General features: G+C 44.2%; 26 protein-coding genes and 2 tRNA genes. 16 read left to right on the forward strand and 12 right to left on the reverse strand.

Going from position 1 to position 26,172, the window contains the following annotated elements:
- Positions 1-16: 16 nt before the first annotated feature.
- Positions 17-808: a hydroxyacylglutathione hydrolase gene (gloB, locus tag AC0J2X_RS06495; protein WP_014949916.1), complete on the reverse strand. Its 792-nt coding sequence runs from the start codon at positions 806-808 to the stop codon at positions 17-19.
- An 84-nt stretch (positions 809-892) separates the two neighbouring features.
- On the opposite strand from gloB, the gene AC0J2X_RS06500 reads away from it, so the two are divergent.
- Complete coding sequence (locus AC0J2X_RS06500; RefSeq protein WP_014949915.1) at positions 893-1,750, forward strand: class I SAM-dependent methyltransferase; 858 nt, start codon at positions 893-895, stop codon at positions 1,748-1,750.
- A 187-nt stretch (positions 1,751-1,937) separates the two neighbouring features.
- Here AC0J2X_RS06500 and AC0J2X_RS06505 read toward each other — a convergent pair whose 3' ends face one another.
- Both AC0J2X_RS06505 and metG read right to left on the reverse strand, forming a co-directional pair.
- A complete protein-coding gene (locus tag AC0J2X_RS06505; RefSeq protein WP_061486070.1) occupies positions 1,938-2,777 on the reverse strand; it encodes a mechanosensitive ion channel family protein in 840 nt (279 codons plus the stop codon).
- A gap of 343 nt (positions 2,778-3,120) precedes the next feature.
- Positions 3,121-5,148, reverse strand: coding sequence for a methionine--tRNA ligase (metG, locus tag AC0J2X_RS06510; RefSeq protein WP_014976866.1), 2,028 nt, complete (start codon positions 5,146-5,148; stop codon positions 3,121-3,123).
- Between the two features lie 108 nt (positions 5,149-5,256).
- Here metG and apbC point away from each other — a divergent pair, with 108 nt between their 5' ends.
- The 3 genes from apbC to AC0J2X_RS06525 all read left to right on the forward strand — a co-directional run bounded on the left by apbC (position 5,257) and on the right by AC0J2X_RS06525 (position 8,756).
- Positions 5,257-6,363 carry an iron-sulfur cluster carrier protein ApbC gene (apbC, locus tag AC0J2X_RS06515; RefSeq protein WP_061486069.1) on the forward strand — a complete coding sequence of 369 codons (1,107 nt, stop codon included), beginning with the start codon at positions 5,257-5,259 and terminating at the stop codon, positions 6,361-6,363.
- Positions 6,364-6,587: 224 nt separating this feature from the next.
- The gene (dcd, locus tag AC0J2X_RS06520; RefSeq protein ID WP_014979644.1) at positions 6,588-7,181 is read left to right on the forward strand and encodes a dCTP deaminase; all 594 of its coding nucleotides are present in this window, start codon (positions 6,588-6,590) and stop codon (positions 7,179-7,181) included.
- Between the two features lie 138 nt (positions 7,182-7,319).
- Positions 7,320-8,756 (forward strand): SLC13 family permease, encoded by a 1,437-nt coding sequence (locus tag AC0J2X_RS06525; RefSeq protein WP_061486068.1) that lies wholly within the window; start codon positions 7,320-7,322, stop codon positions 8,754-8,756.
- Here AC0J2X_RS06525 and AC0J2X_RS06530 read toward each other — a convergent pair.
- Complete coding sequence (locus AC0J2X_RS06530; protein WP_049586886.1) at positions 8,743-9,639, reverse strand: AraC family transcriptional regulator; 897 nt, start codon at positions 9,637-9,639, stop codon at positions 8,743-8,745. The genes AC0J2X_RS06525 and AC0J2X_RS06530 overlap by 14 nt on opposite strands.
- Positions 9,640-9,767: 128 nt before the next feature.
- On the opposite strand from AC0J2X_RS06530, the gene AC0J2X_RS06535 reads away from it, so the two are divergent.
- The 3 genes from AC0J2X_RS06535 to AC0J2X_RS06545 all read left to right on the forward strand — a co-directional run bounded on the left by AC0J2X_RS06535 (position 9,768) and on the right by AC0J2X_RS06545 (position 11,938).
- On the forward strand, positions 9,768-10,229 hold the full coding sequence (locus AC0J2X_RS06535) for a YHS domain-containing (seleno)protein (RefSeq protein ID WP_039236516.1): 462 nt from the start codon (positions 9,768-9,770) through the stop codon (positions 10,227-10,229).
- Between the two features lie 111 nt (positions 10,230-10,340).
- Positions 10,341-10,417, forward strand: a tRNA-Pro gene (locus tag AC0J2X_RS06540).
- A gap of 159 nt (positions 10,418-10,576) precedes the next feature.
- Positions 10,577-11,938 (forward strand): DUF6538 domain-containing protein, encoded by a 1,362-nt coding sequence (locus AC0J2X_RS06545; protein WP_472995874.1) that lies wholly within the window; start codon positions 10,577-10,579, stop codon positions 11,936-11,938.
- Between the two features lie 15 nt (positions 11,939-11,953).
- Here the strand turns inward: AC0J2X_RS06545 and AC0J2X_RS06550 are convergent, their stop codons facing one another.
- On the reverse strand, positions 11,954-12,841 hold the full coding sequence (locus tag AC0J2X_RS06550; protein ID WP_472995875.1) for a BstA C-terminal domain-containing protein: 888 nt from the start codon (positions 12,839-12,841) through the stop codon (positions 11,954-11,956).
- A gap of 478 nt (positions 12,842-13,319) precedes the next feature.
- On the opposite strand from AC0J2X_RS06550, the gene AC0J2X_RS06555 reads away from it, so the two are divergent.
- The 8 genes from AC0J2X_RS06555 to AC0J2X_RS06590 all read left to right on the forward strand — a co-directional run bounded on the left by AC0J2X_RS06555 (position 13,320) and on the right by AC0J2X_RS06590 (position 17,808).
- Positions 13,320-13,877: a recombinase family protein gene (locus tag AC0J2X_RS06555; RefSeq protein WP_423083711.1), complete on the forward strand. Its 558-nt coding sequence runs from the start codon at positions 13,320-13,322 to the stop codon at positions 13,875-13,877.
- Positions 13,878-14,121: 244 nt separating this feature from the next.
- Complete coding sequence (locus AC0J2X_RS06560; protein ID WP_472995876.1) at positions 14,122-14,331, forward strand: hypothetical protein; 210 nt, start codon at positions 14,122-14,124, stop codon at positions 14,329-14,331.
- Between the two features lie 892 nt (positions 14,332-15,223).
- Positions 15,224-15,394 (forward strand): hypothetical protein, encoded by a 171-nt coding sequence (locus AC0J2X_RS06565; RefSeq protein ID WP_269351206.1) that lies wholly within the window; start codon positions 15,224-15,226, stop codon positions 15,392-15,394.
- Between the two features lie 40 nt (positions 15,395-15,434).
- Positions 15,435-15,932 carry an RNase H family protein gene (locus AC0J2X_RS06570; protein ID WP_472995877.1) on the forward strand — a complete coding sequence of 166 codons (498 nt, stop codon included), beginning with the start codon at positions 15,435-15,437 and terminating at the stop codon, positions 15,930-15,932.
- Positions 15,933-15,965: 33 nt separating this feature from the next.
- Positions 15,966-16,574, forward strand: coding sequence for a hypothetical protein (locus AC0J2X_RS06575; protein WP_472995878.1), 609 nt, complete (start codon positions 15,966-15,968; stop codon positions 16,572-16,574).
- Between the two features lie 41 nt (positions 16,575-16,615).
- A complete protein-coding gene (locus AC0J2X_RS06580; protein WP_472995879.1) occupies positions 16,616-16,894 on the forward strand; it encodes a hypothetical protein in 279 nt (92 codons plus the stop codon).
- 9 nt (positions 16,895-16,903) lie between these two features.
- A complete protein-coding gene (locus AC0J2X_RS06585) occupies positions 16,904-17,608 on the forward strand; it encodes a hypothetical protein (RefSeq protein WP_472995880.1) in 705 nt (234 codons plus the stop codon).
- A 126-nt stretch (positions 17,609-17,734) separates the two neighbouring features.
- Positions 17,735-17,808 (forward strand) — tRNA-Pro (locus AC0J2X_RS06590).
- Between the two features lie 149 nt (positions 17,809-17,957).
- Here the strand turns inward: AC0J2X_RS06590 and AC0J2X_RS06595 are convergent.
- The 7 genes from AC0J2X_RS06595 to AC0J2X_RS06625 form a co-directional block, all read right to left on the reverse strand.
- Positions 17,958-18,137, reverse strand: a complete 180-nt coding sequence (locus tag AC0J2X_RS06595) for a YrhK family protein (RefSeq protein ID WP_014976860.1) — start codon at positions 18,135-18,137, stop codon at positions 17,958-17,960.
- A 19-nt stretch (positions 18,138-18,156) separates the two neighbouring features.
- Positions 18,157-18,606 carry a carboxymuconolactone decarboxylase family protein gene (locus tag AC0J2X_RS06600; RefSeq protein WP_049586902.1) on the reverse strand — a complete coding sequence of 150 codons (450 nt, stop codon included), beginning with the start codon at positions 18,604-18,606 and terminating at the stop codon, positions 18,157-18,159.
- Between the two features lie 48 nt (positions 18,607-18,654).
- Positions 18,655-19,467 carry a helix-turn-helix domain-containing protein gene (locus tag AC0J2X_RS06605; protein WP_061486059.1) on the reverse strand — a complete coding sequence of 271 codons (813 nt, stop codon included), beginning with the start codon at positions 19,465-19,467 and terminating at the stop codon, positions 18,655-18,657.
- Positions 19,468-19,555: 88 nt separating this feature from the next.
- Entirely contained in the window at positions 19,556-20,416 is an 861-nt protein-coding gene (locus AC0J2X_RS06610; RefSeq protein ID WP_472995881.1) for an alpha/beta fold hydrolase, read from the reverse strand.
- 144 nt (positions 20,417-20,560) lie between these two features.
- Complete coding sequence (locus AC0J2X_RS06615; RefSeq protein WP_014976856.1) at positions 20,561-21,913, reverse strand: sensor histidine kinase; 1,353 nt, start codon at positions 21,911-21,913, stop codon at positions 20,561-20,563.
- Positions 21,910-23,439, reverse strand: coding sequence for a DUF3369 domain-containing protein (locus tag AC0J2X_RS06620; RefSeq protein ID WP_014949901.1), 1,530 nt, complete (start codon positions 23,437-23,439; stop codon positions 21,910-21,912). The genes AC0J2X_RS06615 and AC0J2X_RS06620 overlap by 4 nt, the downstream gene beginning before the upstream one ends.
- 242 nt (positions 23,440-23,681) lie before the next feature.
- Positions 23,682-25,184 (reverse strand): catalase, encoded by a 1,503-nt coding sequence (locus tag AC0J2X_RS06625; RefSeq protein ID WP_041693780.1) that lies wholly within the window; start codon positions 25,182-25,184, stop codon positions 23,682-23,684.
- A 229-nt stretch (positions 25,185-25,413) separates the two neighbouring features.
- On the opposite strand from AC0J2X_RS06625, the gene AC0J2X_RS06630 reads away from it, so the two are divergent.
- Positions 25,414-26,085, forward strand: coding sequence for a nitroreductase (locus AC0J2X_RS06630; RefSeq protein ID WP_014949899.1), 672 nt, complete (start codon positions 25,414-25,416; stop codon positions 26,083-26,085).
- Positions 26,086-26,172 lie beyond the last annotated feature (87 nt).

Raw genomic sequence — 26,172 nt, forward strand, 5'->3', positions numbered from 1 at the left:
TCGGCTTACTTTTGCATCAAAACTCATCTTTCCAGCGGCGAACTGCAGCAAATACCGCTACATCGTCAGCCAGGTTATTTTCGCAATAGGCTTCGGCAGCAGTTTTCACAGAAAGTTCATGAGCCCGTAAAAATGGGTTTATGTTTTTTTGCTCTTTGAGATTACTTGGTAGTGTAGGCTGACCTTGAGCGCGTTTTTCTGCCACCCACTGTGCGTAGTCACACAGCGCTTTATTGTCTGGCTCTACGGCTAAAGCAAACTGGACGTTAGCCTGAGTATACTCATGTGTACAGAACACTTTCGTGGTGTCGGGCAGTCGCTTTAACTTATTCAGTGAATGATGCATTTGCTCTGGCGAACCTTCAAACAATCGTCCGCAACCTGCTGAAAATAACGTGTCGCCGCAAAACAATGCGCCATGCCCGAAGAAAGCAATGTGATCAAGGGTATGACCTGGCACTTCCATTACTTGCAGCGCCATTTTAAAAACAGGTAGCGAGACAGTATCGCCTTGAGAAACAGATTTAGTTATTCCTCTTATGTGATTGCCTCTTGGGCCAATAACTGGCAAATCTGGTACTGCAGATACTAATTTAGCAATACCACCTGTGTGGTCTCTGTGGTGATGAGTGATGAGAACTGCGCTCAGCGTTAAGCCTTTGGCTTTAATAAAGGTCAGTACTGGCTCAGCATCACCTGGGTCGACAACAATAGCGCTACTCTCGTTATAAATACACCAAATGTAATTGTCGGTAAAAGCGGGAATAGGATGAATGGCTACGCCTGAAGGAAGTGTTTCTGCCGTCATAAGAGTACCTGCTTGTGTAGGTAGAATTATGCGTTACTATAGGGACTTGTGAAGAGCAGAGCAACCTAAGAGCGCGCAGTGTTAATGAGATCGGCGTTTAAAGCCAAACCGCCACGCTACCCTACAAATTGGAATGATTTCCCCGCGGGAGAGCACATTCGACATGCGGTCAATGCAGTTTGTAGCGATTATGCTGAGCGAATTTTTGGGTATCACTTTGCCAAACTAGGCTCGCTAAGTGCCGATATAAATCTCGACACTAGTCCAATCCGACACCACATCAATCACGTTCCGTTTAGTGACCTAGCTAGCGAGCGGCCACACCACAATGAAACAAAAGAGGGCTTTCCCAATCACAATGCATCGGGTATATCGTTAGGCGGTGATAAACGCGAACCGAAAATAAGTAGAGAAAACACGGTAGTGGGGCAGTCGCACTGCTTACCCTTCGCCGAAAATAGCATTGATGGCTTTCTACTTGCTAATGAATTAGATTTTGCGCAAGACCCTCACGAAATATTAAGAGAAGTAGACCGCGTTATTACACAAAACGGTTATGTGATCATAAGTGGCTTTAACCCCTTAAGCCTCGCCGGAATTGCCAAATTTCTACCTGTTAAGCGCGGAAATATCTTACACGATGCACGCTTTTTTACGTCCTATCGCATTAAAGATTGGCTTCAGCTGCTGGGATTTGAAATTGTTGAACAACGTCAAGTGATGTTTTCAACGCTCTTTTTTCAACAAAAATGGAAAGGGGCGGTTAAGCTTCAAGACTATTTAGCATCTTATTTGCCATGGTGCAGTGCGGTGTACGTAATACTCGCGAAAAAGCGGGTTATACCCATGACCGCAATAAAACCCAAACGCAATTTGAAGCCGCGTTTTTCGGCGGTGGGCGCCAGTGTAAGGACCTCTACGATGAATCGCACGCTGCGCTAGTATTGTTAATGTGTATGCCATGTGCAAAGAGAGCACGCCACGCTCTTAACTTGAAAGCAGCGACAGACGCTAACCATCTTCTATATTTACCAAGATGTTGTAACTAAAACGGATGGCTTTCGCGTTTTTACGCAAGTTTGAAAGGGGAATTGGAGATAGCATAGAACGCTATCTCCAAACTGAGACGTTAGTCGTCACTCGTTTTATAGAGGTGCACATCTCGCTGTGGATATGGGATGCTAATGCCTTCTTCATCAAAAGCTTTTTTAACTTTTTCCTGCATATCCCAATAGTAAGGCCACAAGTCATCTGTGGCGACCCACGGTCTAAACATCAAATCGACTGAGTTATCGCCTAATCCGCCTACACAAATCCTTGGTGCAGGGTCGGTTAACGAGCGCTCATCTTCTTCGAACAGGCGCTGCAACACCTTCTTTGCTTTATCGATATCGTCATCGTAGCCTATACCAAATGTCATGTCGCAACGGCGTTTATCATACACGCTAACGTTAATTAACGTGGCATTAGATAGGCTGCCATTGGGAATAACAATGCGCTTATTGTCAAAAGTGTTAAGTACAGTATAAAGAATTTGTATCTCTGACACTGAGCCTAAATGACCCTCTGCTTCAATGGTGTCACCCACTTTAAAGGGTTTAAAAATCAGTATTAGTACACCGCCAGCAAAGTTCGCCAGGCTGCCTTGTAGTGCCAGACCAATGGCCAAACCTGCAGCACCCACGACGGCAATAAATGAGGTGGTTTCAATACCTATCATTGAGGCAACTGAAATCAACAGCATTACTTTTAGCACCGTACTAATAAGTCCGCACAGAAACTTATTTAACGTGGGGTCCTTTTTACCTAGCCGATGATCTAATAGGTTTACAAAACGATTCACTAACCAGAGACCCACCACCAAAGTAAGAATAGCCAATAATAATTTGGGGGTGTAAGTCATCACCAGTGAAATAGCTTTTTCGGTTAATTCCGATAAATCGATATTAGTCCCGAAGAAATCTTCCATAAATACCTCTTTTATTAATTAACCACGTTGATTACGTTAAAAAAAGAGGGTTAGATCGCCTTGATTCAAACCGAACGGAACTGCGCTGTTTTTTGACAAGAATTTTCTAGCCGATTTGCCTTATGCAGATAAGGTTAGTGAGTGGGTAAGTAATTAGTGAGTGAGGAGTGTAGGATGATAAGGCTTATTAGCATACCAAGTTACGTGCTTGCACCTTGATTCTGGTTATATGATTTTTGCTTTATAAATCTAAGCGCTGCTTTGACCGCCCAATAAAAAAGGTGACATCCCGTCGCGTTATAGCGCTGAATGTCACCTTACTTTTAAGGGGGCGCTTTACAGCTTACTTAACACGCATACCCGGCTTTGCACCTTCGTGCGGCTCAAGAATGTATAGCTCGTCGCCACCAGGGCCCGCTGCTAATACCATGCCTTCACTCATGCCAAAACGCATTTTACGAGGAGCGAGATTCGCCACCATTACCGTGTGCTTACCAATTAGGGCTTCAGGCGAGTAGGCCGACTTAATACCTGCAAAAACTTGCTTGGTTTCGCCGCCTAAATCTAGCTCTAAGCGCAGAAGCTTATCGGCTTTTTCTACGTGTTCAGCTTTAGCGATACGCGCAATACGTAAATCTACCTTGGCGAACTCATCAAACGAGATAGTGTCGCTAATAGGGTCTTTAGCAAGCGGGCTGTCTGGGTCGATTGCCGGTGCTGCTGGCGCTAGGCTTTCTTTTGAATCTTCAACCATGGCGTCGATTTTCTCCATTTCTACACGCTGCATCATCGGCTTGAATTTGTTGATGGCGTGGCCTTTCAATAGGGTTTGCAGTGAATTCCAGTCGAACTTATCGTTTAAGAATTCTTCTGCTTTTTCTGCAAGTACAGGAAGCACAGGCTTCAAGTAAATCACCAACAGACGGAACATGTTAATACCTAGCGAGCATACATCGTGTGTGAACTGCTGCTTAGTCTCGTCTTTAATGGTTACCCAAGGTGCATTGTTATCAATGAACTGGTTTGCTTTGTCAGCAAGGGCCATGATTTCGCGCACGGCTTGGTGGTACTTACGCTTCTCGAAAAGTGCAGCAATGCTCTCTGACGCGTTTTGGAACTCTGCAATAAGCTCTGGCTCAATCACATTGTCAGACAGCTTTCCGTCGAAACGCTTGGTGATAAAGCTTGCACAGCGGCTTGCAATGTTAACCACTTTACCTACCAGGTCTGAATTCACTTTTTGTGCGAAGTCAGTAAAGTTAAGGTCGATGTCGGTAACACCGTCGCCTAACTTAGACGCAAAGTAGTAACGCAGATATTCTGGGTTCAGATGGTCAAGGTAAGTACGGCCTTTAATAAACGTACCGCGCGACTTTGACATTTTCGCGCCGTTCACCGTTACGAAACCGTGAATATTTACGCCAGTAGGCTTACGGTATCCCGCACCTTCTAGCATCGCAGGCCAGAACAGGCAGTGGAAGTAGGTAATATCTTTACCAATAAAGTGATAAAGCTCAGCCTCTGAGTCTGCTTTCCAGAAGTCATCGAACTCCAAGTTATTTTGATCGCAGAAGTTTTTGAAACTAGCCATGTAGCCAACAGGTGCATCTACCCACACGTAGAAGAACTTGTTCGGCGCACCTGGAATTTCAAAGCCGAAGTAAGGCGCATCACGGCTAATGTCCCACTGTTGAAGACCTTCAGTGAACCACTCCTGTAGTTTGTTCGCCATTTCTTCCTGCAGGGCACCTGAGCGGATCCACTCTTTTAACATGCCTTCAAATTTTGGCAGGTCAAAGAAGAAGTGCTCAGACTCACGCAGTACTGGTGTAGCACCCGATACAACGCTGCGCGGGTTCTTTACTTCTGTTGGGCTATACGTTGCGCCACATACGTCACAGCTGTCGCCGTTTTGATCTTCTGCGCCACAGCTAGGGCAGGTACCCTTAACGAAACGATCCGGCAAGAACATTTCTTTTTCAGGGTCGAACAGTTGATTAATAGTGCGTTTACTGATGTAGCCCGCATTATCTAAACGGGTGTAAATTTCTTCACACAGCGCCTTGTTTTCTGGCGAATGGGTTACATAGTAGTTGTCGTAATCAACGTGAAAATCAACAAGGTCTTGGTGATGTTCAGCACGCGTTCTTGCCACCATTTCTTCTGGTGTAATGCCAAGCTCTTGGGCTTTAAGCATAACCGGCGTACCGTGTGCATCGTCGGCGCAAACACTGTAACATTCGTTTCCGCGAAGGCGCTGAAAACGAGTCCAGATGTCGGTTTGAATGTGTTCTAGCAAATGACCTAAGTGAATAGAGCCATTTGCGTATGGCAACGCACTGGTTACCAGAATTCGGCGTTTTTCTGACATAATGACGTTATTGATTCTTTGCGTTTCAAAATGGCTGCAAATACTAGCGGAAAACCGCGTTTTTTGCATTACGTAATTCACACAATTCTACTACTAGTAAGGCATTTTATGTTCTTTTCTCGCAAAGCAGAGCCGGCAACTCAAAAAGTTGCTGTAATTTTGGCCAAGTATTTTTCGTTAGATGTTGAAGATACCTTGCCATGGTGTGCTTTTAGCCAGCCAGAAAATGAAGATGCCGGTGTAACAGTTACCTTGCCGTTCTGTATTGCTACACAGCTAGACCCGCTTAAACAAGAAGTGCTTAACCAACTTAAAGGGAAGCTTGACGATGACCAGCTTACGTTTAAACATAACGTAGCAAGTGGAGAAACAGAAGTAGCGCCGGTCACCAACATTAAAAACATCATAGCAGTGGCTTCAGGCAAGGGGGGCGTAGGTAAATCGACAACCAGCATTAATTTAGCGTTTGCACTTATGCAGGAAGGCGCGAAAGTTGGGATTTTAGATGCCGATATTTATGGGCCATCAATTCCCATTATGTTAGGTAATCCCGATGCACATCCTGAAAGCGAAGATAATAAGCACATGCAGCCCCTTATGTCACATGGAATAGTGGCGAACTCCATTGGTTACCTAGTGCCTCAAGAAGACGCCGCCGTATGGCGTGGGCCGATGGCAAGCAGGGCGTTAAAACAATTATTAGATGAAACCTTGTGGCCCGTGCTGGACTACTTAATTGTAGATATGCCACCGGGTACCGGCGATATCCAACTGACAATGGCGCAACAAGTTCCACTAACCGCTTCTGTTGTAGTTACAACGCCACAGGACTTAGCGCTAGCCGACGCCCAAAAAGGCATAAGCATGTTTGAAAAAGTGAACGTACCTGTATTAGGGCTTATTGAAAACATGAGCTATTACCAATGCAGAGCCTGTGGCACTAAAGATTATGTATTTGCAAAAGACGGGGGCGAGGCGCTTGCCGAACGCCACGGACTGCCGCTTTTGGGACAGCTACCGCTTGATATTCATATTCGCGAGCATGGCGATGCCGGCACGCCTTTGTTAATTACCTCGCCCGAAAGTGCATTGAGTGAAAGCTATCGCGAGGCAGCGCGCGCACTGTCTATGCAATTGGCCCTTACTGTTGCGCCACGCAAAGGGGCAGTTAAACACATTAAAGGCAACCCTATTGGCATTGTTGGTAAAGAGTAACTAGCTTGAAATGCCTAGGTAACAAATGTCGGGAATGCGCAACGGATAGGTAAATTCAGACAGGTGTAGTAAAGGTGAACTATAGCCAGGTTCGATTGCTTAAATTTAAAATTTGATAAAACTATACAAAAATTGCGCAAAAGCAGATAAAACAAGCCTTTGAGCAGTTGAATGCATGCGGTGACATACGCATAATAGCGGCCTAACGAAATGAGGAATACACCATGCGCTTGTGCGACCGCGATATCTACCAACATCTGCAAGATGGAAAAATTAAAATTGACCCTACACCCAGCTACGATCAAATAAGTGGTGTAACGGTAGATATCCGCCTAGGTAATAAATTTCGCGTGTTTGAAGATCACCAAGCGCCGTATATCGATTTAAGTGGGCCAAAAGCACAGGTTCAAGAAGCGCTTGACCACGTAATGAGCGATGAAATTGAACTAGAAGAGGGTAAAGCCTTCTTTCTACACCCCGGGGAACTGGCGCTTGCTATTACCCACGAGTCAGTAACCTTGCCTGACAACATCGTAGGTTGGTTAGACGGGCGTTCTTCGCTTGCGCGTTTAGGCTTGATGGTGCACGTGACCGCGCATCGAATAGATCCAGGCTGGTCGGGCAATATCGTTCTTGAGTTTTACAACAGTGGTAAGTTACCGCTGGCGCTTCGCCCTAAAATGAAAATAGGGGCACTTAGCTTTGAGGTGTTATCGGCGCCAGCTGAAAAACCTTACAACGCCAGAGTTGATGCTAAATACAAAGGCCAAGCAGGCGCAGTAGCCAGCCGAATCTCGTCTGACGACGAAAGTAAGTGAATCAACTTAAATACCACTTTTTTGGAAAAGCCTCGTGCGTTTCCCGCTAATTACTGATAGAAAATATAAGAGCAATAAAAAGGGCCAATAGCTAAGGCCCTAGCACTTATAATAAAGCGATTAGTAACGGGAAGCGCAATGCACACAAACCCTGAACCTTCTTCAGATACTCAACAACGACAGCCAACACGCAAGAACAGTATTATTCTTTTCGCGTTTATCGCCTCTGTTCTAAGCGGTATGTGCTTGTGGGCTGTAAATCAGCCCAGCGAAATTATATTTACCGCTGCGATTACCCTTTTTGTAGCAGTACTTTGGGTAACCGAAGCGCTTCCTATTCCCGCTACTTCGCTTTTACCCTTCGCGCTATTCCCGCTATTTGGTGTGTTGTCTCACAGCGAAGCTGCTTCTGCTCTCGGAAGCCACGTTATCATTCTACTAATGGCCGCTTTCATGCTTTCAAAGGGGTTGGAACGCGCCAATTTACACAAGCGTTTCGCCATTTACATGCTACGTATAACGGGCAGCGGCAGCCCGCTCAAGCTGGTGCTGGGCTTCATGTTAACAACAGCAGTACTCAGTATGTGGATTAGTAACACCGCCACGGTGTTAATGATGTTGCCAATGGCTATCGCTATTATCAATGCAGTAGACAACCCGCGATTTGGCGTGGCGCTAATACTTGGTATTGCTTATTCGGCAAGCTTGGGCGGGGTAGGCACACCGATTGGGACGCCACCTAATATTATCTTCATGAGCGTGTATGAAGAGACTCAAGGTATTGAATACAGCTTTATCGACTGGATGAAAACAGGCGTACCAATAGTAATACTAGGCGTACCTATTATGGCCTTATGGTTAGCGCGCGGTATTAAAGAAGTGGGAAACATCGATTTACCTGTACCTAGTGCATGGACAAAGGCCGAAAAGCGCGTACTTGCCATTTTCGGTACGGTAGCATTGGCATGGATATTCAGACCTTTTTGGACTGCATGGATAGGGGTAACTACTATCAGTGATAGCACTATAGCCGTTGCGGGTGTTGCCGCCATGTTTTTCACCAATAGCGGCAATGATAACGGTGAAGTAGACGCAAAAGGCAACCGCGACAAGCTGCTAGATTGGAAAACCGCGAATGATATTCCGTGGGGTATGCTATTACTTTTTGCTGGTGGAATTTGTATCGCGAAAGCGTTTATGTCTTCAGGCTTAAGCGTATTAATGGGCTCATGGTTAACAGGGCTTGCAACCTTACCCGTTTTACTACTTGTACTGGGCATTTGCTTGTTTGTAACCTTTCTTACTGAAATTACTTCAAACACAGCAACATCTACATTACTAATGCCAATATTGGCAGCAGCAGGTTTAGCGGTAGGTGTTGACCCTAAATTACTTATGATTCCGGCGGCTATAAGCGCAAGTTGTGCCTTTATGCTGCCAGTAGCTACAGCGCCTAACGCCATTGCATACTCAACGGAAAAGTTCGACATAAAAACTATGGCCAGAGAGGGTGTGGTGCTAAACGTGTTAGTTGCACTGGTAGTAACTGGGGTGTGTTACGTTACGCTGGCCTAGCTTGAACGCGCTTTTGTGAAGGAGACACTCCAATCTCTCTTTTAAAAGCCTTTGAAAAAGAAGCTTCCGTTTCGTAACCATATTGGTTTGCAATGGTAATTAACGGCTTGTTGCTTTGGATTATTTCTGTGCAGGCACAACGCAGGCGCCATTGCGTTAGGTATTTAATTGGAGTTACGCCTGCACAGGCTTTGAACTTTGCTGCGTAGTTAGATTTAGACATATTCGCAATACTCGCCAGCATTTCTACGTTCCAATGTTGTTCAGGCGCGTTATGCAGCGCTTGAAGGCTATTTGCTATGGCCGGATGCAGTAGAGCCCCTAAGGTTGATGAGTACTTGCTCATTAAATGCTTCACAATCAAAAGGAATACAACCTCAGCGATTTTGTTTAGCAGAACCGACGAAGTGAAGGTTGAGTCCGACACTTCTAACGACGCGCTGATAAGTAACTGCAGACTTTCATGTAGCACTCTACTTTCTTTTGATGCTTTTTTAATTATCCAAAATTCTGGCAGTTCTTTTGTTATTACTCTCATTAAAGGGTGCTGATACTCGAAGTAACCGCAAAGTAGCACCGGGCCTTCAGCTCCTAGTTTCTCGCTAACAGGAATAGAGCTTGCGCTAACATTTTTGTAAGTGTGAGTTTTTGTAGGGCTTAAAAGGTGTGGGCTATCAACAGGCAGTAAAACCATGTCGCCTTTTTCTAACAGAACTGGGCCGTCGTCGTTACGGTGTAAGTAGCATTGACCGTGAGTTACGGCGTGAAAATTAATAAAGCCGGTGCCAGAAGTGTCAATTTGCCAGTTACCGCAATATTGTCCGTTGTGAAATACATTGGTGGTTATTTGAAGTTGGTCAAAAAGGCTTTCTAAATTTTTCATGGTGTTTTGGACAAGTATTTAAGCGTTTGGAGCATGTTTGTATAAGACCGAAGTACGTACCATATTCTTCGAACTTATACAGAGATAGTGTGAAAACACTCGAAACACCAATGTGGAGAAGAAATAGCATGAGAGTATTCTTAAAAGGTAGTTTATTTGCAGTTTCACTAATTGCTAGTGGCGCGGTATTCGCTGGCGTTGATACAGAGACCGACGAAAACGGAATTATTTTAGCCGGGCACGACGCTGTAGCTTATTTTACTGAAGGTAAGCCAGTGCTGGGTAAAGCGACTATAACGGCTGTCCACAACGACGCTATTTACCGATTTTCATCGCAGAAAAATAGAGACATGTTTGTAAGCAACCCAGACAAATACGCACCAGCGTATGGCGGCTTTTGTGCCTACGGCGCAACGTTTGGTAAGAAATTCGAAATAAACGGCAAAGCGTTTGAAATTGTTGATGGCGTACTTTACGTGAATAAAGACGAAAGTGTATACAAAGCATGGGCCAAGAACATTCCTACTCATATAGATGAGGCGAATGAAGAATGGCCAGAAATCAAAGATGTAAGTGCAGACGACTTGTAATAAGCTTCGTTTTAGATGGGTTTTGATTACCAAATAATCGTTTAGGCGGTTATTTGGTTTTTTTACATTGCAAAGTCGTTGAAATTGAGTAGACTTGTCGGCTCTTTCGGTCGGTGTGTAGCGCAGCCTGGTAGCGCACTGTCATGGGGTGTCAGGGGTCGGAGGTTCAAATCCTCTCACACCGACCAACTTCTCTCTCACCCTTGAGTGGCTTGACTTACAAGCGTTTTATCACTCAGAATCTCTCTTATCAATTCATATACAAGCTTCTATAGGGTCACTAATAGGGTCACTTTTGGGGTCACCTCAAGGCTCAATAGCAGCTGATTTGGCAATGGTTTTAACTAATGGACGATACGTATCTCAGAAGAAAAGACTCTGGTTTGTTTCTTTATCGGAGAAAAACCCCTCAACTTCTAAGAGAAAAATACGGTAAGGCACAGATTCAGTACTCACTAGGTACAAGCAATCGCCAAGAAGCAATACTTAAGCGCAATGCTATCAATGCAGAGATAGAGCTAGAGCTTGCGCACATCAAACGCGGCAACTCAGACAAGGCGCTTTTCTTTAAGTATTACTCTGAGTGGCGCAAAGAGTATCAAGAGCGTGATTCAGAAGTTGCTCACGAACAGTCCTATAACCCCATGGAAGATGCTGAGCCTCAGTTGCTTGTAGATAACAAGGAAGATGCTAAAAGCCCAGCAATTAAAGCAGCATGGAGTGCCGCCAAATCAGGTGAGATACCATCAGACTATCAACCTACAGTTTCGGAAATGGCTGAAGAGTGGGCAGCATTTGCGGTCGATAAGAAGAATGACAAGTACATATCGTCAATGGCTACTTACGTTAAGGCTCTCAATGCGTTTGTAGGGCGCGATGACCTGCCATCGAATATAGGCTCAGGACAAGCTCAGCTTTTCATCGATGCTTTGCTTGAGGCAGGTAAATCGGCCAATACGGTTACTCATTACAAATCAAAACTACAAGAGCTATGGCGCTGGGCGCTTACTCGTGAACGTACCAAAGGCGAGAATCCATGGTTAAACACGAAAGTAGAAGCAAGCAGGAAAAAAGCGAAGCCACTGCATTACCGCAACTTCACTGATGATGAACTGAAGGTAATCCTAGAGCGCACGCAATACGAGAAGCTTAAAAGCCCCACATGGCTATATCCGTATACATTACACATGCTGCCAAGACTGCTGCCCTTTCTAGGTACGAGACTAGGTGAGCTTGCGCTGGCGAAGAAAGAACAGTTTGTTACTGTAGAGGGGGACTTGTTCTTCGAGGTTAGGGAGGGTAAGACAGTTAATGCTCAGCGCATAGTACCTGTATCTCCAGCTATCCGAACACTAGTAGAGCAAGCAATCGCGAGAGCTGGTGGTTCACCTTGGTTATTCCCTGAAGTTGGTGAAGCCAAGATAGGCGCGAAGGAGGCAGTCAATAGTATCTCTTCTAAGTTCGGTAAGCTGACTAAAGGCTTTGGCAAAGTAGAAGGGTATAAGACTGGCTTACACTCGTTTAGAGGCCACTTTGCTACAGCACTTGAGCAGATAGGTTGTCCTGAAGATATAGCTACAAAGCTAGCAGGGCACAAACAGTTGTCCTTGACCTACAGCTTGTATAGTAAGTACAAGAACAAGGACGAACTGTGGCAGTATGTTGAAAAGATTCACGAGGCTGATTGCCTAGTTGCGTTCAAGGTTTAGTTTAGTCACTATTTATTAATGTTCAGGTAGCGCCTTTGGTAAGACTGCTTCAAGCAACAAAGAAACATCATTTTTGTCACTGACCTTTCCTGCGATGTATTTACTATACTTCTCGGGTAGGTAAGTATCTTGAAACCATTGCCTGAACTCTGACAATGCTGAAATAGGATAAGCATTTATCAGAGGGTCTAACTGTCTGTAAGAATCGGGAAACTTATGGTTAATCTTGATTCTTGGTTCATACTTAGACTCAAGATTATTACTAGTCCAGTATTTACCCCAATGGATACCAAGAGAGCCATCTGGCATGATACTGTCGTCCACAGGGATTTTGTGCCTAATTAGTGATGCAATGATGCCTGTGGCTTCATCAAACATAGTGAAGTAGCCTTGAGGGGTTTCATTTAGAAGTACTCTTTCTTTAAATAGTCCCCAGCTCCTCTCCAATACATCCTGTTTAGAGTAATCTAGTCGTTCATATATATAAGAGCGTAGGCCATGCTTTGCTGCTCTTCTAAAATTTAAGATTGCTTCTTGTTTTGGAGATTGAGTATTGTGGGCGTAGTAGTCAGTTATCGCCATTACGATTGACTCGGGGACAGCATGTGTCGCGCTGCTCATAGCGTATGGATTTTCGATTTCAACGTATAAGCTATCAGGTATTTCGTCAGACTCTGTCCATTCCTGTATGAGCTGACTTATTATAATGCCTCTCTGTTTTGTTTGCGCTTCACCTTTCTTCCAGTCTTGCGCTAACTGTATGATATTACTGGGCGCTACACCACAAAACCTTGCTAGTCCTTGTAATGAAAGAAATGTTTCACCGTTAGGCAAAACACCCATGCTTATATTTTCCACTTCTTTTATAGCTACTGGAATTAGCTCCAAACTTCCTTGTTTCATATTTATCTCGCGTTATGTTGTTTTATCCTCATCTCACTGTACATAAGTTGTATCTTTAATTAAACCTCTATAGTGGCTATTTTTTAACAAAAAATGTTACACCATCTAATCGAAATCAGCATTTTAGAGTTCCCCCCGTAGGGGTATGCGCCACACAGCATTACTAGAGCCAATTCTTTAGCCACCACAAACCACCAGCGTTCAACGCAATAAGAAAGCACACACGGTAGGTCACATAGCGCCAGTCAATTATATCCTCAAGCAGCCAAGCTAACCTTATAGCCTCCCAAGCGCTCCTGTAACTAACTCTCACTGCAACCAAAAGCACTGTACCAGCAGGGTATATCCATAGCAGTACACTTGATTGGTACACTTTAGATAAGTTATTTGTATGGTTTTAGGTTGACTTTTGATTATTGGTACGGTTAGCATTTGAACGTCTTAGACATAAAACCACACACTTAAGGGAAGCAGTAGCATGAGTCAGAACATTGGATACATTCGCGTTAGTACAGTAGACCAGAACACAGCAAGACAGCTTGAAGGGCTAACGCTGGACAAGGTGTACACTGATAAATGCTCAGGCAAGGACAAGAACAGACCACAGCTAACGATTATGCTCGAACACTTGAGAGCTGGTGACATTGTTCACGTACACGACATATCACGTATGGCTAGAAACGTTGGTGATTTACTAGAACTGGTGGAGTCGCTTAAAGCCAAGGGCGTTACCTTGAAGTTCTACAAAGAGAATATGACCTTCACGGCCGATGCGAATGACGCAATGCAAGACCTAATGCTCACTATGCTTGGCGGTATCTATCAGTTTGAACGCTCTATGATGTTAGAAAGACAGCGTGAAGGTATCGCCATAGCGAAGAAGGAAGGCAAGTATAAGGGCAGACCGCAAAGCGTTGACCGTGAACGTGTAAGTCAGTTGTTAGATGAAGGCGTGAGTATTCGTAAGATAGCAACACAACTCAATATTTCACCTTCAACTGTTCAAGCTGTGAAGAAAGAGAGAGCTACAAGCTAACCTTAAGCACTATCATCTGTTTAGTTTCTAGCCGAACGCTTATTCGCCTCAAAAAAACTTATAGTCGTAAGTGACTGGTCAAGTATATAGCAGCTCTAAGCCTATTCTCAGCTGTAACTGTTAGCTCAGTCAGTAGTGATTATACTTGTTATTTATCATTAGCTTATGGCTGCTCTCGTGTGTTGAAACCAATGGGTGAACTATGTATCGTTGCCGCCTCTTCTCAAGCAGTAAGGTTAAACGAATGACTCAAAGCACACTAAGAACTATGAACGATGCAATTGATACAGCACTAGCACAGCATGAATACAAAACAGCTGAGTTAGCAAAACGATTCAATGAAGAACCTAGCGATATGGAAGATACTGTTCACCATATAGCTGACTTGGTTGCTGCCATAGTGAAAGCAGAGCCAGCATTTCGATCTGTACTCCTCTCAGAGCTTACCAAGTAGTTAGGCTATACAATCAGTCCTCAAGCGCCTTAAGGCTTCTCACAGATCTATACAGGCGCTATGAATGGCTAAGTTCCTAGCTTTAGAGGTACAACTGACATAACCAAGTAATCAACTCACTATGTGAGGGTTGCCTATAAAATGCGCAAGCTCTATAGCCCTTGTATTTACTGGGCTTGCGACTGTCCGACATATAGAATAGAAAAGTCGAAACAAAAGAACTTGGCTATTCACAGGACATTACAAAGCATCAAAACTCAGTCACTAGCTTTGTAGTGGTGGGCTTAGGCTCAGGGGCAAGTGACAGGTCTAATGAACTCAAGGTCAACGAACCAATTTCTTTAGCGAATACCTCTACTCACCATCAAATCTATGGGGGGTAGGGGGGCAACTCTCAGTCTAAGAATCTAAGGTCAACACTTAGTTAGACTTACAGTTAGCCTTAGTACTCCTCCCTACATACACACATTAGATGGTTGTTAGTAAAAACTCAGTAGAATCAACAGTATGCTGACTGTCCGACCTTAGAAGGAAGAGAGTAATAAGAACTATAAGCTAAGCTCTAAGCTAGACTTACCCACTCCTCCCTACATATACACATTAGATGGTTGTTAGTTAGTACACCTAGCCCTTTTTACAGTTCACTCCTTTATGTAACTAGGGCTATTTGTTTACTCAGTAGTTAGTGGTTATGCCCAGCTCTATTACAACTAACCATCCATGTATTCACTACCTAAGACAGACTCATAACTTCTCACGACCTTTTTTTGTAAGTGTTCGCGTGTAAGTCCCTGTCTAGCGTTTTCCTTAAACTCTAAAAGCCTAACCATAAGCAGCTTTACGCCACCAGCGTACGGCTACTGTTTTCCAAAAAATCTAAAGAGGTAACACCATGCAATACAAAACCCTTAACACACAGAATCTAGGTGTGAAGCTATCAGACAAAGCGCTTCAACTACTACGCGAACGCCAAGCAAAGCGACAAGCTACATCAGATAAAAAGCTCAGTGCTAACAAGCTCATTAATGAGTGCGTAGAGCAGTACCTGAGCCAACCAGACTAATCACTATCATCAAAACTAAACAACCAACAAAGGAACACTAATGACTAATCAAGAACCAACTATCACGAATGAAACTGTACGCCATATCTTTACCGATGGTGCAGCTCCAGATAATCAGAACGGCTGTACATTGGGAGGTATTGGAGTGGCTGTGCTAACGCCAACTAATCAGGTAATCAGCCAATTCAAAGAAGCAGTGAGACCAGAAGAACATGAGATATTCACGACTAACAACCGCTGCGAAATGCTAGCACTGATTAAAGCTCTCAAAGTTGCTCAGCCTAACGATGTAATTCATTCAGATAACGAGCTAACTGTTCGTGGCTATAACGAATGGTCTCCTAAGTGGAAGGTTAACGGCTGGCGTAAAGCCAACAAGAAGCCAGTAGTTAACAAAGACCTATGGCTGATTATAGATGCTCTAAAAGAAGCGAAGCCTACTGTAGTAGTTAAGTGGGTAAGAGGGCATAGCGACTGCTACGGGAACATATTAGCTGACCAACTTGCTAACGAAGCACTACTACTAGCCACACACTAAACCAATAAACACAAACAATAAGGACAAAACCAAATGACCACAGAAATGAAGACACTAAAAGACACTGTAAATGCCCTAGAAGCGCTCACTACTCAAGTTCTATCAAGCTTGTATTCACCAGCGCAAGCAGAGGTAATGATTAGCAGTGCCAAGATTAATTACACCGAAGAGGCTGTAGAAGCTAGACGTAAGCAAGAAGAGGCTAGAGCTTATAACGAAGCGTTGCGTAACGCAGTGACTGACTTTAAAGACAAGATGAAAGCTGCGTATTGGGATATAGCGTTGCTGTCAAATGATAAGCGTACAGCCTTTGCTAGCGAGTCGTGGGATGAACTAAAGGAATCGTATTCATTACGTAAGAACTCCCAACAACCAGCTCTTGACTTTACAGAGCCGACAGTTGAACAGCTAATGGCAAGACGTAGCGAGCTTATCGCCTCTCTGGAGCGCATTAACTTAACTCAAGCCCATGACGAAATCGAATTTTGTGAAAGACACCTTAAGAACAAGTCGATGCTTACACAAGACCAAAGGGGGCTACGTGAAAGGCAACTTGAATCAGCGAAGTCCACTATCACTCGCCATGCCGATATCGAGAAAGAACTAGAGAGCGTCCAAAAGCTGCTTAAAGAAGCACTTTAGTTAGAGACAATTAGGAAGCAAGCGTTTCTTAAAGAGGCGCTTTGCTCTTCCTCAATGCTATTTGTAGTAAGGCTAGCCAAGCCCCAAGCCAATGGCGTAACAAAGTAAAAGCGCATCTAGCTTTGTCGGGAAATTTGCAGACAACTTTAGGCCAAGGCAAGAATGGAGGAGCAACCCTAGCAACACTTGAAGCACTCTACGCCTACGCCATGTGGGTAGACACAGAGTTCTACATGACGGTAGTAGCTGCGTTCACTGAACTAACCAAAGGCAACACGTTAAAACCACAACAAACAATCAAACTAAAACTACAACTATAAAGGATAGTAATGACAATCGAATTTGAAGACTACTGTGAGACAACACAGCAGGAAATAGGAAAATTAACAGCACAAGAAATTCACCACGAAGAAGAGCAAGACTTAAGCCTCACTGCTATAACAACGCAAACTGGAATGCCTCTGGATATATCAGAAGCCTCTCTTGATTCACTAGTTACTGTTGGTGGTGTAACTGGCCAAGTAAGGCACATGATTGATGCTGGGTTGGTGGATAGGTCAATCTTAAACGGAAGTTACGAGGACTATGAAGCGCCAATACAGCAAAGCGAAGACGAAGAGCAGTACATTGAAGCTCATACATCAGAGAATACAATAACTACCTTTCAACAAGTGGAACAGGAGCTTGGTAGCTCAGGTGTAATCGACTCTGTTACCGCCTTGCTCAATGGTGAGGAAGTCGATGGTAATGGTATTGCCTCACTTGCTGAAGCTTATGGGGTAACTCAGAGTGCAGCTTTACGTGAGGTGGAAAGTGCTACTGAAGAACTGTACGAAGATTTTGAAGAGTACGCTGGTACACAGTTTGGTATTAGCGACACCGAGCACCTTACACAGTGGGTAGGTTATGCGGCTGGACAGAGTAAGAAGATTAGTCAGTTGTATAACCAAGCTGTAATGGGGGCGCTTAGCGGTGACTTCTCGTTAGCTGAAGACTTAGTGAGTGAATATATGAGAGTCTATAAGCTCTATTAGTCGCTCATTTATTGTTCAGTTGAAAGTTTCTCAAAAAAATATTTAAATTAATTTGGGCGAGGTAGTTAGGGTCACCTAGAGGGTCACCTTTGGGGGCATCTTATTCTACTAAGCCTATGAAATAAGGGGTGTGGGCATGTATTTATGGCACTGTCATGGGGTGTCAGGGGTCGGAGGTTCAAATCCTCTCACACCGACCAACTTCTCTCTCCCCATTCAATGGCTTATGCCATATATATCAAAGTAAAATCGAAACTCACTTTTCTTGTACCAATATACAGCAGTAAATTTCGCTCAATAAAAGAGTGCATAGTTGTATATACACTCTTAAACACTATTAGCGCAAAGCCTAGTTGGTTTTAATGCTCAAGATGTCTAAAAGCATCAATAGAGAACCCGCCATAAATAACCATACTCCAGCGGTTGCAAATTTGCTGAAGGCTGGCAAGAAAAGGGTACTTCCCCAAAAAAAGCACAAGCAGGCGGCTACACCCAATTTGTTATTTTGTACTTGTTTCATGATAGTCATTTTCACGTCTTCCTTACTACTAAATAGAAGGTTGAAACTGAAGGCTTACTGAAATACGGTTCCAGCTATTAATTTGCAGAATAATAGACGTGAGTTCTATCAGCCCTTCTTTTCCGAAGGTGCTTTCTACACTGTTATACATTTCTTCAGTAATAGTGGAAGAGTGGATAAGCGTTAACGCTTCCGTCCACGCTAATGCTGTTCTCTCTTCAAAACTGAAACAATCTAGCTCTCTCCATGCAGACAATACATCAAGCCTTGACTGATTTTCATCAGACTCTCTCGCTTCTTCGGCGTGCATGTGTTGGCAGAAGCCGCACTGATTAATTTGTGACGCACGAAGCTTAACTAAATGTATGAGTTTATGACTTAAAGTACTTTTGACTGAAGGCTTAACCAAGCCTGTGAGGTGTTCAAGAATATGGGGATATTCAGAATATAGCTCAGATTGTGTAATACGTTTTTTCATAGTGATCTCCTTTAAACTGCGGAGAACTATAAAGTCTAAGCAAAACGCTTAATTGTAAATTTGCGACAACTTTCGCTTTCTATACTGAAGGGGCGTTTCCAGCGCGAAATCACTAAACGAATGCGTAAAGTGCGCTTGGTCGAAGTAACCACATGCCAATGCGACGTGGCTCAGCGCTTCAGAATTTGAGGTTAATAACGATCGAGCATGGCGTATTTGAGCAAATTGATACAGTTTGTTTGGCGAGAAACCAAAGTTAGTGCGAAATTGGCGCTCCAGCGTTCTTCGGCTGACGCCGAACTGATCGGCAAGATGTTGTGGGGGCACCAGTAAATTCATCGACTGATAAAGCATGCGCTCCCATTTCTGAAAGGCTCCATCAGTATTTTCTGCTAGCTCAATCAACCAGTACTGTATTGCTAAGCACTGCTGGCTAATAGTTTTTCCAATAAGATAGGCTTGCAGTCGTTGATAGGAATCACGCTGCTTAACCATAGCCAACGCGATGTCGATTTGTTGGTTTTTACTGTCATCAAAGGTTAAACCGAACAAGTGTTTCAAGGCACCGGGCCTAAATCTTACACTTATTTGTCTGCAAGCCAGTTCCCACGGCATGGCGCAGACCTGAGTATGGTAAAACAATTGCGCTTCACAGTTAGTTTGATCGAGATAGAAAGTCAAACTAGCACCTGCATCGGGATAAAATTTTTCGTTTAGGGTTGTAGCTGAGCCTTCTGGGTTATCAATCACCCATATGCATTGTACAAACCGTTTTATGGAAACAGCAGGGGTCACGAAACCAATATCAATCTGCTTAAAGCTAGCGGCAGGAATAATTTCGTTGTTGGTTGAAGCGTCCATAAACGTTGGTTGCGAGTCTAGAGTTAAATCAGTGAAGCTTTATATTACCCCTGTCGCGTGCCGTATCAAGACAAAGTTTCACGTTTAATTAGCGGTAGCGACCTAAAAAGCTGGTTATAGAGTTCACCACGGCTTCAGCACTTTCAATTTGCGGATAGTGCCCAATTTGATCGAGCTCAATTACGTCTGCATTAGGAATGAGTTGTTTGTACCGCGCCACCATATGCGCGCCAGAGATTGGATCAGCCATACCTGCGGTTAGTCGAAGAGGGGCATTGGCATTTTGCAGTGCACTTACCCAGCGCTCTCGGTATTGTTTACGCTGCTTCATATAGTCCAAAAGCAAGTGCATGTGTTGGTGACCATTATTTGTACTGATAAGTATCCAAAAATCATTGATGTCTTGATCTGAAGGAGGTGTGTTTGGGCCAAATATGTTGTGCATGCTTTTTCGAATTGCATTTTTGTTTAAAAAGCGAATGATTAGACCACCAATTGGAGAGAGCAGCAGCTTTTGAATGGGCAGAGCACGATGTGTCTCAGGAAAAAGGCCACCGTTGAGTAAGTGCAGCGATTCGATGCGAAAGGCAAGGTCGTTTTCCAGTTGCTGCGCCATCATTTCTTGCGCAACCGTATCACCGTAATCATGAGATAGAACATGGGCACTTGTGATACCTAAATGTCTTATTACCTCACTTATCGTGTCTGCTTGCTCTTTAATTAAGTATTTTTTTGGTGACTTATCGCTAAAACCAAACCCCGGCATATCGAGCGTCACGCATTTATACTTGTTTGTAAGTGCTGGCCATATTTTAGCCCAATCAAAACTTGCGGTGGGGTATCCGTGAATGAGTAATAGTACTGGTCCCGTGCCTTCTGTTTTATAAAAAACTTGCTGACCGTCGACGTTTAAAAAGTGGCCGGAACTTCGCCAATGTGAAAGTTGCATTTCTACATGCCTTGTTATGTTTTTGTATTTAGCTTGCCCAGCCTTTGATTTCACGTCTGTCGTGAGGGCGACATTTTAATAATGTCGCGCGCTGCACAGGGAATTTATAACGCAGGGTATAGGTAGTGGAAAATGAGAGGTACGCTAGTCTTCAACCGGAATACAGACGGTTACTTTCGTTCCCTCTCCAGGGGTTGATGTTAAGTCAATCTCACCGTTAAATTTTTGTCGTACTAAGTTGTATAAAATATTTAGGCCCAGCCCTGTACCGCCTTTATCACGAGCCGTGGTGTAAAATGGCTCGAATACCTTCTTGTGAAGCGCCTCTGGTATGCCTTTGCCATTGTCTTGTACGCTAATCACAATGCCTTTGGCATTTTTACTGCAGCTCACACTCACTCTATTCACGTCGTTATTTACCGATGGACCAAAAGCGTGACGCTGAGCATTCGATATTAAATTTGTTAGCAATTGGGCAATTATACCTGGGCAGGTGGTTATCACTAAATTGGGCGTAACGTCTATGCTTAGCTCAACTTGTTCTTTGCGAAGCATGGGTTTTAAAGGGTTACAGACTCTAGGGATATATTCGTCTAATGCAATTTCTTCTATTTCTAACGACGTTTGGTCAGCAGAAGTGCGCTTAAAGTCTTGTACTAAATTCGCTGCCCGCATCAGGCTCGTTTCAGCCAAGTTTAGCCCTTCAGAGCAAATAGCTTCGAAGTCTTTAAAACCCTGCTCGGTTAATTCATCGTTTTCGAAGTCTCGATAGATGTCTTTTAGTTCTTCTTTGCAGTTACTGACGGAGGTGAGTGCAATGCCTAACGGCGTATTAACTTCGTGAGCAATGCCTGCGACTAGATTTCCTAACGCCGCCATTTTTTCTGACTCGACGAGCTTTTCTTGTGCGGCCTCAAGTTCAGCCGTGCGGTCTATTACTTTTTGCTCAAGGGTTTGGTTGGCCTCAATTAGCCTCTGCTCGTAATCTGCGCGCTCATTTGCACTCACTGCACGCCCGTAAAGGTCTGCCAGTGATGCCGCAAATACAACTTCATCGGCATGCCATTCACGGGCTTTGCCTTGGTGTTCACAACAAATTATCCCAATCATTTTGCCGCGGTGGCGAATAGGGACATCAAGCATAGAGCTAATTCCAAGCGGCGTTAAATACACTTCTGCAAATTCAAATGTTGCAACATCTGTTAATGCGTCGTGGGCCGCAATGGTTCTCTCTGAATCTAGCGCCTCGAAATAGTGAGGAAAGTCTTTTCGGGTAAGTACTAAGCTTTCGTGGTCCAGGTCATTACCCTTATCAATGAGCAATGTGCACTGGACCAGTGTTTGCATTTCATCATACAACCAAATGCCAGCTCGAGTAATTTGCAAACCCTCACACACCGAGTTGATAATAAGTCTAGAAGCAACGTCTAATTCACCTTTATCAATATCTGCACTTTGGCTAACGCGTAATAAGATTAATTCTAGCGTTTCTTTCATTCATCTTCGTCCGGTTCTGTGGCTCTGATTTCAAGGATCCTGTCGAAGTGCTCTATCATAATGTGGGTGATTAGCGGGTCGAATTGTTTCCCGGAATTCTCATGAAGATAGGCTTTTACTTCCTGAGGACTCCATGCCGGTTTATAGCAGCGCTTAGATAGCAATGCGTCGACAACGTCGACAATTGCCATAATACGACCCTCCACGGGAATGTCGTCTCCAGCTAAACCTTCAGGGTAACCTTGACCATCCCACCGCTCATGATGCGTTTTCGCAATGATGGCACCCATTTTAGCAACGATGCGATCAGATCCCGCAAGTAGCTCGTAGCCTTTTTGTGCATGGGTCTTCATGATCTCCCATTCTTCTGGGTCGAGTTTGCCCGGCTTATGTAAAATAGTTTCAGGAATGCTAATTTTACCCACGTCATGAAGTGCGGCTGAATACCGTATGGTCTCAATAAACTCTCGGCTCATGTGAAGCTTTTCAGAGAGAAATTCGGTCATAAGAATGACCCTTCTCACATGGCCACCGGTCTCTTTACTCCGCATTTCGATTGCGTCGCTAAGCACCATAATGAGTTCTTTTTGGGTTTTTTGTATGTCTTCTTTTTGCGTGAGATTTTGGAATATTACCGCCACATTAGAGGCAAACATCTCTAAGGTCTTGCGCTGCAGAGCATCCAGTGGATGATCTAATTTAACATACAAGATGTTGTGGCTATCTTCTCCAGTAGGGTAGTAGCCGATGAATAAATCTTTAGACTGATAGTGACTTTTGCTTTCTAAGACTTGTTTGATTTCTTCTTCGATGGTTTCAGGAATTCGGCTAGAAATTCCAGGTTCGCATAATCCAACTAGGTCGCCGCTGGCACCTAGCACCGTCATGGTCGTATCGCCATATAAGTCGGTGTGCTGAGTAGACAAGTAGAGTACAGAGTTGTTTAGGTTAAGCAGTGTAAGTGTCTGTTTCAACACTGCGGTGCCAAATTGGGCTAAAGACTGGCTTGCTAAAACGGAAGACGAGGATTTTAAAACGTCTTCCATACCGCGCTTACCTTGCTCAATAGTCTGAATATCCCGATACGACCTTATTGCTGTGTACACACAAGACTTAAGTTTAAGCGATGATAATTCAGTTTTGGCTTTGTAGTCGTTTATGTCGTAACGCCTGATTACCTCTTCTTCCGGCGCCTGACCAGGTTGACCTGTTCGCAGAATAAGGCGGGCGGTATGGTTATTGAGCTCGTTGCGAATGGCATCAACCAAATTCAAACCCGCATCGTCAGTTTCCATCACCACATCAACGAAAGCGAGAGCGATGTCTGGATTTGCTTTGAAAAGTGCTAGGCCTTCAGCGCCACTGTGAGCTGATAGAAATTCAACCCCGCGTTTTTCGAAATTAAATTTCCGCAGAGTGAGTTTAGTGACCTCATGTACGCCTTCTTCATCATCGATTATGGCTATTTTCCATGGAGCTTGGCGAGAGGTGGATTGTTCTGTTTTTGACTTCTTAAATAACGACATACATAGCGCTATAAACGTTTAGATACATTAAACGTAAGCCACAATTTTCAATCTCGCAAACTTACTCGACAAGTTTTGTTCTAAAGTTCAATGAGCATATTTTGATGACAGAAGTCTCTTTATCATCAGTTAGATGTGTTTTAGGCAAGTATTAAAAATATGCCATGTTTGTTAAATTGTGGAGCCCAGCAGATTCCAGTAAGAGAAAACTGCTGGGCCGCGATACCTTACAACAATAGCGTTTAGCTATCTTCGATAGGGGTATTTTCAGTAATCGGTACCGTATTTACGTCGGTATCTAAGCTTTCTACCGCATTTCGTACGCCTGCGGCGTAGTCTGGATGTACCTTTTCTAGCACGGCGTACCAACGCTCTTTTACGCTATCTGAGCACGGGCCCATTGCAGCAGCGTAGTTTTTATACAGCCGTTCTTTTTGATCATCAGAAAACATCTCATACAGTTTTCGCGGCTGCACGTAATCCACATCTGTTTCATCTTGATGATATCTATCAGCGTCTCCATCAATGCGAAGCGGGGGCTCTTTCACTGAAAAGTCAGCCACCGGACCTTCGTATTGATTGGGCTCATAGTAGGCGTCAGGGTTACCAAAATCATTGGTAAAGAAGCGCATCGCGCCGTCTTTGTGATAGTGGTTTACCTTGCTATTTTTCGGCGCGTTAGCGGGGAGTGCTTCATAGTGTGTGCCCAAACGATAGCGATGGGCATCAGCATAAGAAAATATGCGAGCCTGAAGCATTTTGTCAGGGCTAAAGCCAATACCAGGGACAACATTTGACGGACTGAATGCTGCGTTTTCTATCATTTGAAAGTAGTTTTCTGGATTTCTGTTCATTTCCAGTTCGCCAACTTCAATAAGCGGATAGTCATCGTGCGGCCACACCTTGGTTAGGTCGAACGGGTTATAGCTTTGTTGTCCTGCTTCCTCTTCTGGCATGGCCTGAATGTACATTGTCCACTTTGGGAAATTGCCTTCTTCAATGGCGTTATATAGCTCTTCCTGATACTTTTCCCGAGTGCTTCCAATGATTTTTTCAGACGTTTCATTGGTGTAGTTTTTAATGCCTTGTTGAGTTTTGAAATGGAACTTCACCCAATGACGCTTGCCTTCTTTATTCCACATGCTGAAAGTGTGGCTGCCATAGCCGTTCATGTGCATAGGTGACACCGGAATACCACGGTCCGACATTAAAATGGTAACTTGATGCACGCTTTCTGGCTGTGCAGCCCAAAAGTCGAACATGGCTTCTGGTGAGCGCAGGTTAGTTTTCGGATGACGTTTTTGCGTACGAATGAAGTCAGGGAACTTGTATCCATCGCGAATGAAGAAGATAGGAGTATTATTACCTACCATATCCCAGTTGCCTTGTTGTGTGTAAAACTTCAAGCTAAAGCCTCGCACGTCACGCTCGGTATCAGCTGCGCCTGATTCTCCTGCTACCGTAGACCACCGGCTTAATACTTCAGTTTGTTTGCCCACTTCTGAGAATAAGTCAGCGCATGTGTAATCGGTAATGTCGTGCGTGACCGTAAATGTGCCCTGTGCACCCCAGCCTTTCGCGTGAACGACACGTTCTGGAATTCGTTCGCGGTTTTGATGCGCTAACTTTTCGATTAGTTGATAATCTTGTAAGAGGGCGGGGCCGCGCTCTCCTGCTGTTTTAGTGGTTTCGTTACTTACTACGGGGGCGCCTGCCGACGTGGTTAATTGCGGTTTCTTAGCCATTATAAAACTCCTTTCGTATGCTTCTTTTGAAAGCCAAACTTCCATAAACATCATGTGTGCCTGACTCATGACATGCTTTTGCTACGCACTGCTAAATGAAAGGGTTTACAAACTTCTATATATATCTATAAAAACAAACAATCTGAATTAGGTTTGCCACCTATTGAAGAGCAAACTCGTCGTGTTTACTCTAACTTAACAAGTTCAATTACCGCGTTTAAGGAAGTGTATGAATTTTGCCGAGTTTGCAGCATCAAGAAAGAGTGTTAGAGGGTTCACTAAACAGCCTGTTACTAAGGAAACAGTAGACGCGATTATCAACACAGCGAAGTGGGCGCCATCGTCCTATAACACGCAAACCTGGAAAATTCATGCAGTAACAGGCGACGTGCTTGATAAAATTCGTGAAGGCAACACCAAAAATACACTTGAAGGTAAACCGCACGTTCGAGACTTTCCATACAAAGAGGATTACGAGGGGATTCACCGTCAGCGTCAAATTGATGTAGCCATACAGCTGTTTGACGTAATGGGAATAACCCGAGAAGACAAGGAAAAGCGTATGGATTGGATGATGCGCGGCTTTAGGCAGTTTGATGCGCCCGTTTCTTTGGTGCTTACCTATGACAAGGCTTTAGAGCCAGCAGGGATCACGCAGTTTGGTTTAGGGTCGCTGGCGTATGGCATTGTGCTAGCTGCATGGGACTTAGGGCTTGGTTGTGTTATCAATGGTCAGGGCATTATGCAGTCCGATGTAGTACACAAGCACGCTAACATCCCTGATGATGAGGCCATTATGATTTGCATAGCCTTGGGCTATCCAGACCCAGAGTTCGCTGCAAACGAGGTTCGCTCAACTCGCGCCGACAACGAAGAGTTTGTGACGTATCACGGGTTTTAGCGTTTTTCGATTTAGGCAGATTGTTATTTTTTCAGCAAGCCAATGCTGCGTTAAGCCATCGGCATGAAAACGTCCGTTTGAAATATC

This window comes from Alteromonas sp. R7 (assembly GCF_055755235.1).

Coding starts and splice junctions, on each gene's coding strand:
- AC0J2X_RS06525 (WP_061486068.1), top strand. CDS start 7,320: ATGCACACAAACCCTGAACCTTCTTCAGATACTCAACAACGACAGCCA.
- dcd (WP_014979644.1), top strand. CDS start 6,588: ATGCGCTTGTGCGACCGCGATATCTACCAACATCTGCAAGATGGAAAA.
- AC0J2X_RS06610 (WP_472995881.1), bottom strand. CDS start 20,416: ATGCAACTTTCACATTGGCGAAGTTCCGGCCACTTTTTAAACGTCGAC.
- AC0J2X_RS06530 (WP_049586886.1), bottom strand. CDS start 9,639: ATGAAAAATTTAGAAAGCCTTTTTGACCAACTTCAAATAACCACCAAT.
- AC0J2X_RS06595 (WP_014976860.1), bottom strand. CDS start 18,137: ATGACTATCATGAAACAAGTACAAAATAACAAATTGGGTGTAGCCGCC.
- AC0J2X_RS06555 (WP_423083711.1), top strand. CDS start 13,320: ATGAGTCAGAACATTGGATACATTCGCGTTAGTACAGTAGACCAGAAC.
- AC0J2X_RS06630 (WP_014949899.1), top strand. CDS start 25,414: ATGAATTTTGCCGAGTTTGCAGCATCAAGAAAGAGTGTTAGAGGGTTC.
- AC0J2X_RS06560 (WP_472995876.1), top strand. CDS start 14,122: ATGACTCAAAGCACACTAAGAACTATGAACGATGCAATTGATACAGCA.
- apbC (WP_061486069.1), top strand. CDS start 5,257: ATGTTCTTTTCTCGCAAAGCAGAGCCGGCAACTCAAAAAGTTGCTGTA.
- AC0J2X_RS06600 (WP_049586902.1), bottom strand. CDS start 18,606: ATGAAAAAACGTATTACACAATCTGAGCTATATTCTGAATATCCCCAT.
- AC0J2X_RS06500 (WP_014949915.1), top strand. CDS start 893: ATGAGATCGGCGTTTAAAGCCAAACCGCCACGCTACCCTACAAATTGG.
- AC0J2X_RS06625 (WP_041693780.1), bottom strand. CDS start 25,184: ATGGCTAAGAAACCGCAATTAACCACGTCGGCAGGCGCCCCCGTAGTA.
- AC0J2X_RS06570 (WP_472995877.1), top strand. CDS start 15,435: ATGACTAATCAAGAACCAACTATCACGAATGAAACTGTACGCCATATC.
- AC0J2X_RS06565 (WP_269351206.1), top strand. CDS start 15,224: ATGCAATACAAAACCCTTAACACACAGAATCTAGGTGTGAAGCTATCA.
- AC0J2X_RS06550 (WP_472995875.1), bottom strand. CDS start 12,841: ATGAAACAAGGAAGTTTGGAGCTAATTCCAGTAGCTATAAAAGAAGTG.
- AC0J2X_RS06615 (WP_014976856.1), bottom strand. CDS start 21,913: ATGAAAGAAACGCTAGAATTAATCTTATTACGCGTTAGCCAAAGTGCA.
- metG (WP_014976866.1), bottom strand. CDS start 5,148: ATGTCAGAAAAACGCCGAATTCTGGTAACCAGTGCGTTGCCATACGCA.
- gloB (WP_014949916.1), bottom strand. CDS start 808: ATGACGGCAGAAACACTTCCTTCAGGCGTAGCCATTCATCCTATTCCC.
- AC0J2X_RS06605 (WP_061486059.1), bottom strand. CDS start 19,467: ATGGACGCTTCAACCAACAACGAAATTATTCCTGCCGCTAGCTTTAAG.
- AC0J2X_RS06585 (WP_472995880.1), top strand. CDS start 16,904: ATGACAATCGAATTTGAAGACTACTGTGAGACAACACAGCAGGAAATA.
- AC0J2X_RS06505 (WP_061486070.1), bottom strand. CDS start 2,777: ATGGAAGATTTCTTCGGGACTAATATCGATTTATCGGAATTAACCGAA.
- AC0J2X_RS06545 (WP_472995874.1), top strand. CDS start 10,577: ATGGACGATACGTATCTCAGAAGAAAAGACTCTGGTTTGTTTCTTTAT.
- AC0J2X_RS06620 (WP_014949901.1), bottom strand. CDS start 23,439: ATGTCGTTATTTAAGAAGTCAAAAACAGAACAATCCACCTCTCGCCAA.
- AC0J2X_RS06535 (WP_039236516.1), top strand. CDS start 9,768: ATGAGAGTATTCTTAAAAGGTAGTTTATTTGCAGTTTCACTAATTGCT.
- AC0J2X_RS06575 (WP_472995878.1), top strand. CDS start 15,966: ATGACCACAGAAATGAAGACACTAAAAGACACTGTAAATGCCCTAGAA.